This window comes from Streptomyces sp. NPDC000880 (genome assembly GCF_053599675.1).
Map to the genome: position 1 here is coordinate 24,597 of NZ_JBSFMS010000071.1, position 9,792 is coordinate 34,388.

General features: G+C 68.9%; 10 protein-coding genes and 1 pseudogene. 7 read left to right on the top strand and 4 right to left on the bottom strand.

The window, feature by feature from the left end; genetic code table 11:
* Positions 1-785 precede the first annotated feature (785 nt).
* Positions 786-1,073 carry a helix-turn-helix domain-containing protein gene (locus ACWDO5_RS22340; protein ID WP_450532098.1) on the top strand — a complete coding sequence of 96 codons (288 nt, stop codon included), beginning with the start codon at positions 786-788 and terminating at the stop codon, positions 1,071-1,073.
* Positions 1,074-1,310: 237 nt separating this feature from the next.
* On the opposite strand, the gene ACWDO5_RS22345 is transcribed toward ACWDO5_RS22340, so the two are convergent.
* Entirely contained in the window at positions 1,311-2,672 is a 1,362-nt protein-coding gene (locus ACWDO5_RS22345; protein WP_450532099.1) for an FAD-dependent oxidoreductase, read from the bottom strand.
* Between the two features lie 301 nt (positions 2,673-2,973).
* Between ACWDO5_RS22345 and ACWDO5_RS22350 the strand changes: the two genes are divergently transcribed.
* Complete coding sequence (locus ACWDO5_RS22350; protein ID WP_450532100.1) at positions 2,974-3,816, top strand: hypothetical protein; 843 nt, start codon at positions 2,974-2,976, stop codon at positions 3,814-3,816.
* Here the strand turns inward: ACWDO5_RS22350 and ACWDO5_RS22355 are convergent.
* Together ACWDO5_RS22355 and ACWDO5_RS22360 are read right to left on the bottom strand one after the other, a co-directional pair.
* Positions 3,767-4,057, bottom strand: a complete 291-nt coding sequence (locus ACWDO5_RS22355; RefSeq protein ID WP_450532101.1) for a DUF397 domain-containing protein — start codon at positions 4,055-4,057, stop codon at positions 3,767-3,769. The two genes, ACWDO5_RS22350 and ACWDO5_RS22355, sit on opposite strands and share 50 nt — an antisense overlap.
* Positions 4,039-4,524 (bottom strand): annotated as a pseudogene (locus tag ACWDO5_RS22360) (Scr1 family TA system antitoxin-like transcriptional regulator); the annotation flags it as partial. The gene ACWDO5_RS22355 and the pseudogene ACWDO5_RS22360, both read right to left, overlap by 19 nt.
* A gap of 114 nt (positions 4,525-4,638) precedes the next feature.
* Between ACWDO5_RS22360 and ACWDO5_RS22365 the strand changes: the two are divergent.
* Together ACWDO5_RS22365 and ACWDO5_RS22370 are read left to right on the top strand one after the other, a co-directional pair.
* Positions 4,639-4,878, top strand: a complete 240-nt coding sequence (locus ACWDO5_RS22365) for a hypothetical protein (protein WP_450532102.1) — start codon at positions 4,639-4,641, stop codon at positions 4,876-4,878.
* Positions 4,878-5,090, top strand: a complete 213-nt coding sequence (locus tag ACWDO5_RS22370) for a hypothetical protein (protein ID WP_450532103.1) — start codon at positions 4,878-4,880, stop codon at positions 5,088-5,090. Before ACWDO5_RS22365 ends, ACWDO5_RS22370 begins: the two co-directional genes overlap by 1 nt.
* 27 nt (positions 5,091-5,117) lie before the next feature.
* Here ACWDO5_RS22370 and ACWDO5_RS22375 read toward each other — a convergent pair whose 3' ends face one another.
* Positions 5,118-7,622 (bottom strand): SpoIIE family protein phosphatase, encoded by a 2,505-nt coding sequence (locus tag ACWDO5_RS22375; protein WP_450532104.1) that lies wholly within the window; start codon positions 7,620-7,622, stop codon positions 5,118-5,120.
* A 170-nt stretch (positions 7,623-7,792) separates the two neighbouring features.
* On the opposite strand from ACWDO5_RS22375, the gene ACWDO5_RS22380 reads away from it, so the two are divergent.
* The 3 genes from ACWDO5_RS22380 to ACWDO5_RS22390 are packed head-to-tail and all read left to right on the top strand — an operon-like array spanning position 7,793 to position 9,721.
* On the top strand, positions 7,793-8,062 hold the full coding sequence (locus tag ACWDO5_RS22380; protein WP_450532107.1) for a DUF1905 domain-containing protein: 270 nt from the start codon (positions 7,793-7,795) through the stop codon (positions 8,060-8,062).
* A gap of 52 nt (positions 8,063-8,114) precedes the next feature.
* Complete coding sequence (recO, locus tag ACWDO5_RS22385) at positions 8,115-8,861, top strand: DNA repair protein RecO (protein WP_450532105.1); 747 nt, start codon at positions 8,115-8,117, stop codon at positions 8,859-8,861.
* 14 nt (positions 8,862-8,875) lie between these two features.
* Entirely contained in the window at positions 8,876-9,721 is an 846-nt protein-coding gene (locus ACWDO5_RS22390; RefSeq protein ID WP_450532106.1) for an isoprenyl transferase, read from the top strand.
* Positions 9,722-9,792: the final 71 nt, after the last annotated feature.

Genomic DNA, 9,792 nt, shown 5'->3' on the forward strand with positions numbered 1-9,792 from the left:
CGTACGGCTGCTGCTGACCGAGGCCCTGCGAGCTGTAGGGCTGCTGCTGGCCGAGCTGCTGGCCGTAATTCTGCTGCTGGGGGGTGTAGACCGACATTGAACTCTCCTTGAGTTCCGGGGACCGACCGACGAAACGACGGAACCTGGAAAACCAGCCCGCCGCCATCCTCAGCCAACCACCTACGGCCAAAAGCCGCTTCCCGTGACATACCGCCATCAGAGATAGGTAAACCCTCCGAATCGACCTCTGCGGGGAGGCCACCGGGCCGGCCACCTGCACTCCCGGCACTGCCGCAGGCTCACCCGTTCGGCCGGACGGGGAGGTGTCGCAGCCGTGGGCGTCGTCGTTGGCCGTCAGGTGTTCCATGCGGTCCCCGTCCCGCGGCGGTCGCGAGCCAGGATCACGGATCCCCCCGATCTACGCGGCCCTGGCCGCCCCGCGGCCTGCCACCAGTCTCCCGCTGGTCTGCGCCGACCGGAACCGGACATGCCACCGGGGAGGTGACGTGTTCCCCGCTCTGAACTGCCGTCGGAGTGCCGTCGCGCCCGGCAGATCTTGACGGCGGTACCGTGCGGCCCGGCCCGACCCGCCCTGCATATCCGGGCGGGTCGGGCCGTATGCCGGTGCGCCGGTTACCGCCGCGGACCGGGACGCGGTGCTGGCCTTGATGGGCTTTGGAGGCCTGCTGACCTACATCTGCGGCATGGACACCGACCCGCACGTCGTGATCACCCTGCTGCGCCCGCCACTGCTGCCCCGCTGACTGCTCTCGTCCTGGCGCGCCATGTTCGGGATGCTCTCGGTGCTGGCGGAGCTCCAGCGAGAACTGATCGTGGCCAACGCGAACGACGGACTGGCCTCCGCGCGGGCCCGCGGCCGCGTCGGCGGGCGCAGGCCGAAGCTCATGGCCGACCAGTCCGCCCTCGCCCAGCAGCTGTACGACGCCCGGGGAAAGACCGTCCAGCAGATCGCGGATATCTTCAACGTGTCCCGCTCCACGGTGTACGGACATCTCGACAAGACCAAGACCGTGCCCCGCCAGCCGAAGAAAGCCACCACCGCGAAGCCCTGAAAGCTACCGGCGGGTCACTTGTTCCCTGGTGTCCGGGCTGGGGCCACGGGGCCTGGACGGAGCGCCAGCCACCCCGCCTGTCTCAGCCCTCCGCCGGCGACCACTCACCGTGATCAGATCGGAGAGCCGTCCGCGGAATACGCGACACCTGAACATGCGACCTCACCAGTCTCAACTCCCGGTCCCCCCATGCCCGCAGGGCGTAGGGGGAGGGGTCCGGGGCGGAGCCCCGAGTGCCTAGGCCTCGCTCGCCCGCAGCATCGCCTCACGGTCGACGATCTTCACGCGCTCGCGGCCTTCCGCCGCACCCCGCGCACGCTCCGCCGCGTCCAGCCGGTGCCAGCCCTCCCACGTGGTGTAGGAAACACCCTTGGCCTCAAGGAAGTTGACGACCGCCTCCTCGCCGGGCGCGGCAGGCGTGTGAAGCCGACCGTTGCCGTGGTCGTCCAGCAGATTGGCGACCGTCTCGTTCGCGTCGCCCTTGGTGTGGCCGATCAGGCCGACCGGGCCGCGCTTGATCCAGCCAGTGACGTACGTCGACTGCAGGTGCTCGCCGCCCTCGACGACCCGCCCGCCCTCGTGCGGCACGGTGCCGGTGAGGAAGTCGAAGGGCAGCTTGGGCAGTTCGTCGGAGAGATAGCCGACCGCACGGTAGACGGCCTGCACGTCCCAGGTGCGCATCTCGCCCGTGCCGGTGACATTGCCCGTGCCGTCCAGCTGGGTGCGCTCCGTACGCAGCCCGACCACGCGGCCGTCCTCGCCGACGACTTCGGTCGGGGACTCGAAGAAGTGCAGGAACAGCTTGTGGGGCCGGTCGCCGACATCCCGGATCGCCCAGTTCTCCAGCGTCTTCGCGACCATGTCCGCCTGCTTGTTGGCCCGGCGGGTGGCGATGCTGCCCTCGTCGTAGTCGATGTCCTCGGGGTCGACGATGACCTCGATGTTCGGCGAGTGGTCGAGCTCCCGCAGCTCCATCGGGCTGAACTTGGCCTGCGCGGGACCGCGCCGCCCGAACACATGCACCTCGAGGGCCTTGTTGGCGGCCAGGCCGTCGTACACGTTCGGCGGGATCTCGGTCGGCAGCAGCTCGTCCGCGGTCTTGGCCAGGATGCGGGCCACGTCCAGGGCGACGTTGCCGACGCCGAGCACGGCCACCTTCTCGGCCTCCAGCGGCCAGGTGCGCGGCACATCCGGGTGGCCGTCGTACCAGGACACGAAGTCCGCGGCCCCGTACGAACCGTCCAGCTCGATGCCGGGGACGTCCAGCGCTCGGTCCGCGTCCGCGCCCGTGGAGAAGATCACCGCGTCGTAGAACTCACGCAGATCGTCCAGGCCGATGTCGCTCGGGTAGTCGACATTTCCGAAGAGGCGTATCTGCGGCTTGTCGAGCACCTGGTGGAGGGCGGTGATGATGCCCTTGATCCGCGGGTGGTCGGGCGCGACGCCGTACCGGATCAGCCCGAACGGCGCGGGCATCCGCTCGAAGAGGTCGATGGACACGCCGGGCTCGACTGCGGCCTCGGACTTCAGCAGTGCGTCGGCGGCGTATATTCCGGCCGGTCCGGCACCGACGATCGCGATCCGCAGAGGGCGGGGCATGAATGGTTCCCTTCGAACGAGGTCCACGGGGCGTGACCCGGCGAGTGAGACGGCCCGGCGCGTGCGGAGGGAGCCGACTCTCTACGCCACCCTGGCAACGGCACTCCCACCGCGGTACCCGCCCTGCACCTATGAACCCATAAGCCTGATCTATGACCCGGCGCCCGGATGGGGCGGGGTAAGGACACCCTAACCTCCTGCCCTCGGCCGCCCGCAGGGCCCCGGCCTCCTATCGCGCCGCCGGGCATCACGCGGGAAGCTGGGAACCAGGAGGATCTGCCCGGGCGAAGGGGCCCCCGCGATGAACGCTGTCGAAAACACGGCACCCGGCGGCCGGCTCGCCGCCGCGCTCGAGAGCCCGATCGTCGGGATGTCCCCGTGGATCATCTTCTCGGTCGTTGTCGGCCCGGGCCGCTTCGAACTGGCGGTGGGCCTCGCCCTCACCGTGTCGGTGGTGCTCTTCGTCGCGGCGCGGATGCTCTACCGCGGCACCTCGCTCAAGATCCTGGAGGTGTCGGACATCGTCTTCTTCGCGATGCTCGCGGGCATCGGAGCCGGCTCGTCGGAGGGCACCCACAGATGGCTGGAGACGTACGCGGGTGAGATCTCCAACCTCGCGCTGGTGGTCATCGCCTTCGGCTCGATGGCCGTACGGGTGCCCTTCACGATGCAGTACGGACGGGAACGCGTCGGCCCGGAGTACTGGAAGTCGCCGGAGTTCCTCCACGCCAACCAAGTGATCACCGGCATCTGGGGCGCGGCCTTCCTCGTGGCGGCCGTCGCGGGCGGCTTCGGCGACCTTGTCCTGCAGAACCCGAACAACCTCTGGACCGTGTGGATCATCCAGATCGCGGCGATCGTCACCGCGCTGAGCTTCACCGAGTGGTACCCCCAGGTCGTCCGCAGCCGGCACCGCACCGGTGAGCCCCCGCCACCGGTGCGCAACCTGCTGATCCCGGTGGCTGGCTTGATCATCCCGGTGGGCGTCGTCTCCTTGATCTTCGACGCCGCGGCGTCCTGGTTCGGCGTCGGGCTGATCCTCATCGGGGTGATCCTGGCCCGCGCCATCAACAAGGACGCGGAGTTGGAGCGCTCTAGAGGCGGACACCATCGACGAAAGCGGTCCAACTGGCGGCTCCGATGACGAGGACGGGGCCGTCGGGGGTCTTGCTGTCGCGGACGGGGACGACGCCGGGGATGTTGTCGAGGACTTCGACGCAGCTGCCGCCGGTGCCGTCGCTGTAGGTACTCTTGCGCCACTGGGCCGCGCCCACGAAGTCGTACGGGACCTCGACGCACGACTCCCCGCCGTCGCCGCCGCTGCAGGTGCTCTTGCGCCACCGGGCAGTGCTCAGGTCGTACCGGTCTCGTGCAGGATCGCCCAATACACGGGCCGTGTAGCGTCCTTGAGGAGCGGTGCGCGGTCCATGCGCGCTCTGACCATGTCCTCGATGTACTCATCGGAGGCGAGCGGGTTGCTCGCCAGATAGACCGCGCGCGCGTACTCGGCCGTCTGGAGGAGGCCCGGGACTACCGCCGGCGCAAAGTCGCAGACTTTCGTTGCCAGCCGCTCCAGCTCCGCCACGTGCGCGAAGTAGTCCGCGTACCGCTCCTCCTTGATCAGCTTCCGACACATCCGCTCGAAAAAGCCTCCGGTTTGCAGCGTCTCATCGATCCGCTGCGCCACATCCAATTGCGGCTTCCGAATGGCCTGTTCGAATTAACCGATGTAACCACCTGACACGAAAACCCGCGCGCCCAGGGCCGCCTGGGTGAATCCCGCCTCCTCCCGGAGCCGCTTCAGTTCGGTCCCGAAGAACTCCCAAGCCGCCTGCCGCGAACCGTTGGCCATGGATCAAACCCCTTGTGCAGCTGCCCTGTTGTAGTGCCCATACCCCTGTTGAGAGTAGCTGCGCGCCGTCACCGTTGTAACGCGAAACGTGAAACCGGATCGGGAAGGGAAGTCATGGCGCGCAAGGAAAACCCGCGGCACTCGGTGGAATACATCGAAGAGGCGGAGGAAGCTGTGAACACATTGCGTACGGCCCTGGAACGGTCCGGCATTACCCTGCCGTCGCTGCGCCTGGAGCCCGCTTCGTACGCACGGGAGGTGCCCTGTCCCCTGGTCGAATTGGGGCTCTGCACCATCGACATCATCCGCATGCTCACGGCAGTACTGCCGAAGGAAGGAGGAGTCACACGGTGATGCCGCCCGTCGGGTCCTACGTCGTCGACATCCGCACCGGCCAGGTGGGCCGGCTCATGGGGGAGGCGGGCTCCCGGCTGCTGCTGAGACCCGTCGGCGGGGGCCGGGAGTGGGAGTGCGAGCCGGACGCGGTGCGGCCCGCGACCGCGGCGGAGCGGATCAGCGCGACGACGGCGTACGTGAACGCTCGCAGCCGGGGCGAGGTGACCTGACGTCGGCCGTCCGGTGCCCGCTTCTGCTCACCCGGCGGGGGACATGGGCGGCGAGGCATGGGTGTACCTGGTGAGGAGCAGCGCGATGTCGTCCACTCGGTTCGGGGACTGGCGGGCGTCCCGCAGGAGTGCGTCGGCCAGTTCTTCCAGGGAGCCCACACGAGCATGGGCCAGCGAGGTCCGCAGCCGGTCCATGCCCACACCGATGTCGGATTCGCCTGTCTCGATCAGTCCGTCCGTGTAGAGGGCCAGGACTGAGCCGGGCAGGAGACTCAGCTCCGATTCCGGGTAGTCGACGGTGCGTTCCACTCCGAGTAGCTGGCCGCCTGGCAGATCCAGGAACTCGGTGTGTCCGTCGGGCCGGCGCAGCAGGGGCGGGCAGTGGCCCGCGCGGACCATGTGCGCGACTCCCGGACCAGGGTCGAGGAGGACGTAGCAGCAGCTGGCGAGGAGCCTGGTGTCGAGGTCGAGGAGCAGCCGGTTGGTACTGGCGATCACATCGCTCGGTCGGTGGCCCGCTGAGGCGAAGGCCCGTACCGCGCTGCGAAGCTGGCCCATGGTGGCTGCGGCGGCGACGTTGTGGCCCTCGACGTCTCCGACGACCAGCACGATGCCGCGGTCGGTGGGGATCGCGTCGTACCAGTCGCCGCCGATGTCCATCCCGCGGGTACCGGGCAGGTACCGGCCGGTGACGCGGACGCCCGGCAGTGTGGGCAGCCGGTGCGGAAGCAGCGCGTTCTGCAGGCCCCGGGCGAGGGCGAATTCGGCGTCGTAGAGCCTGGCACGTTCCAGTGCCTGGGCGATCAGCCCGCTCAGCGCGGTGAGGAGGCTTCGTTCCTCGTTGGAGAACGGATGGACCTCGTCGAAGCCCAGGATGCAGGCGCCCACGGGGCGGCTGGAGGCGATCAGGGGCAGGAACGCGAAGGAGCTGGATTCGGCGTGGAGTTCGGGATAGGCCCGCAGGAACTCTTCCCTCGATTCGATGAACAGCGGGACCCCGGAGGTCAGTGCCCCGGTCACGGGCCCCCGGGCGTGATGCAGCGGCCCGCCCTCGAACCGCTCCAGGAAGCTCTCGCGGTAGCCACGCTGCGCCAGCAGACGCATGTGCCGCTCGTGCACCACGTATATCGCCAGTCGATGACCGCCGACGGCGGGCAGGAGCTGGTCGGCGACGCCATCGCACACTTCGCGCGCGGTGACCGCCTCGGTCAGGGCGCTGCTCATCTGAAGGACGCGATAGATGGCGCCCAGGCGCGTCGGCGCGGGCCGCGAGGACGGGGCGGCCCCTACTGTCTTTGCGGGCGGTGCTCCGGGCTCGGCCCCGGCCGGGACCGGTTGTCCGGCCGGCGCTGCCCAGCCGGTCATGCCCTGCGCATCCGGGCGGAGGGAGAACACGAGCCACTGGTCGGGGGATTGGGCCAGGAAGGAGACGGGCTGCTGGGAGACCCTGGCGGCCCGGAAGCGGTCTTCGTAGGCGGGATCGGCCAGCCACGGCAGGACGTCCCAGGGGCGTCGGCCCACCAGATCCTGCCGGCGTATGCGCATCAGCCGCACCAGACTGTGGTTGGCGTAGGTCACCCGCCCCTCTCTGTCGAGGGAGAAGAAGCCGTCCGTGAGCCGTTCGATCGCCGCGACGGCGGCCATACCGGCCCCGAGGTCAAGGACCCCGCCCACCAGGTGGGGCCGCGCCTGGTGGCCGGCGGCGGTCTCCGGTACCCGGCCCCACAGCTCGATGGTGCGGTGACCGCCGCCCTTCTCCGGCACGCGAAGGCACTGGGCGAGGATGCGGCCCTTCTCGACCCCAGTACGGGCGGCAGCCCGGAAACCGGGACGGTCCGCGGGGTGCAACTTGGCCGCCAGCGTGGCCGCTTGTCCGTCGTACTCGTCCGGGGCGAGGCCGAAGATCGCACACAACGTGGCATCCGCTTCGAGGGCTCCGGTGCCGAGGTTCCAGTCGAACAGGCCTACCCGTACCGCCGAGGCGGAAGGTACCGGGACCTCCACCGGAACGGTCTCCATGTCGCACCAGACGTCGGCGCCGCGCGCGTTCAGCTCGGCGAGCGACAGTCCGAGGCGGCCGGCCGCGGTGCGCAACTGCCGTCGCTGCGCCTTGGACAGCCCTTTCCCTCCGGACCTGGCGGCCCACACCACGGCCATGGACCCGAAGGTCTCGTGCCCCGCCGTGACCGGTACGGATGCGGAGCCGAAAGGGTAGGGCAGTGCCACTGCGAGCTGGGGAAATCGCCGCATGGTCTCATCGGCGTCGGCCAGATGGACCGTCCGCCTGGAGCGGAACGCCTCCGCGACGGGAATGGGACTGTTCACAGGAATCCGCCGCCAGCCGCCGAGCAGGGAAGGCGGCATACCGGCCGCTGCGGCGAGTACCAGCGTGTGACGGTTGCGGGAGCTCAGGAACACACTCGCCGCATGCGCCCCGGTCACCTCGACGGCTTTGAGGACGGCATCAGCCAGCGCGTTGTCACGCTCCGCCGTGCCTTCGGCGCTCATAGTGCCGAAGGGGTGCGTGCTCAACCTGATATCGCTGGACAACACGCTGGCCCCGATCGCTGCGATGATGGCGTGGCCTGCTCGTCAGTGGTGTTTGTCCAATTCTTATATGGAATGGCTCATCGCGAAACCCTGCTCCTCGATCCATCCGGAGGGGGCCGATGAGTTTGCCCGCCCCGCGCCGTCCTGCCTACATGGACAAACAATTCAGCGCAACGCTGCAGAAGAGCCCCGAGAAGGGCGGCTGGACCTATCTGGTCTGGCCCGAGTCGGTCGAGTACTTCGGCACTCGGGGCCTGGTCAAGGTCCGGGGGACGATCGACGGTCATCCGTTCCGGAGCTCCTTCATGGCCCTGGGGGACGGTACGCACAAGCTGCCCGTGAAGGCGGACGTGCGTAAGGCGATCGGCAAGGAGGCGGGGGACAGTGTGACGGTCCGCCTGGAGGAGAGGGTGAGCGACTGATCGCTGACCGGTCCCGGTCAACCGACAGCGGTCCGTACGGGACAATGGCCGCATGAGCCTGTTCCGTGATGACGGTGTCGTCCTGCGTACCCAGAAACTGGGCGAGGCCGACCGCATCATCACGCTGCTCACGCGCGGGCACGGCCGCGTCCGCGCGGTCGCCCGTGGCGTGCGGCGGACTAAGTCCAAGTTCGGGGCGCGGCTCGAGCCCTTCTCCCATGTCGACGTGCAGTTCTTCGCCCGCGGCAGCGAACTCGTCGGCCGCGGGCTCCCTCTGTGCACCCAGAGCGAGACCATCGCTCCGTACGGTGGCGGCATCGTCACCGACTACGCCCGCTACACCGCCGGCACCGCCATGCTGGAGACCGCCGAGCGGTTCACCGATCACGAGGGCGAGCCGGCCGTCCAGCAGTACCTCCTCCTCGTCGGCGCCCTGCGCACCCTCGCCCGTGGCGAGCACGCGCCGCATCTCATCCTCGACGCGTTCCTGCTGCGCTCCCTCGCAGTCAACGGCTACGCGCCCAGCTTCGAGGACTGCGCGAAGTGCGGCATGCACGGGCCCAACCGTTTCTTCTCCGTCGCCGGCGGCGGCGTCATATGCGGCGACTGCCGGGTGCCCGGCAGCGTCGTACCCTCTGCGGAGGCCATCGGTCTGCTCAGCGCGCTGCTGACCGGCGACTGGCCCACGGCGGACGCGTGCGAGGCGCGCCACGTCAGGGAGGGCAGTGGGCTGGTGTCCGCCTATCTGCACTGGCACTTGGAGCGCGGGCTGCGCTCGCTCAGATACGTAGAGAAATAGGAGATGTGAGCCGCATGGCACGACGCGGAATCCTGGGCCGGTCCCGCCGCGAGTACAAGGTCCCCGAGCCGCACCCCTCCGGCGCGCGCCCGCCGAAGATCCCCGGCGAGCTGGTGCCGAACCATGTGGCGTGCGTCATGGACGGCAACGGCCGCTGGGCCAAGGAGCGCGGCCTGCCCCGCACCGAAGGCCACAAGGTCGGCGAGGGCGTCGTCCTCGACGTCCTCAAGGGCTGCATCGAGATGGGCGTCAAGAACCTCTCCCTGTACGCCTTCTCCACCGAGAACTGGAAGCGCTCGCCCGACGAGGTGCGCTTCCTGATGAACTTCAACCGCGACGTCATCCGCCGCCGCCGCGACGAGATGGACGAGCTCGGCATCCGCATCCGCTGGGTGGGCCGGATGCCGAAGATGTGGAAGTCCGTCGTTCAGGAGCTTCAGGTCGCGCAGGAGCAGACCAAGAACAACGACGCGATGACGCTGTACTTCTGCGTCAACTACGGTGGCCGCGCCGAGATCGCCGACGCCGCGGCCGCCATCGCGGCGGACGTGAAGGCCGGCAAGCTCGACCCGTCGAAGGTCTCCGAGAAGACGATCCAGAAGTACCTGTACTACCCGGACATGCCGGACGTCGACCTGTTCCTGCGCCCGAGTGGTGAGCAGCGCACCTCCAACTACCTGATCTGGCAGAGCAGTTACGCCGAGATGGTCTTCCAGGACGTGCTGTGGCCGGACTTCGACCGGCGGGATCTGTGGCGGGCGTGCCTGGAGTACGCGCAGCGGGACCGGCGGTTCGGCGGGGCGATCCCGAACGAGGAGCTGGAAGCGATGCGGGGCCGCGAAGAGGGCACGTCTGCGTGAGCGGGGGCCTCACCGTTCTGTCCTCAAACGCCGGACGGGCTTGAAAAATCAAGCCCGTCCGGCGTTTGAGG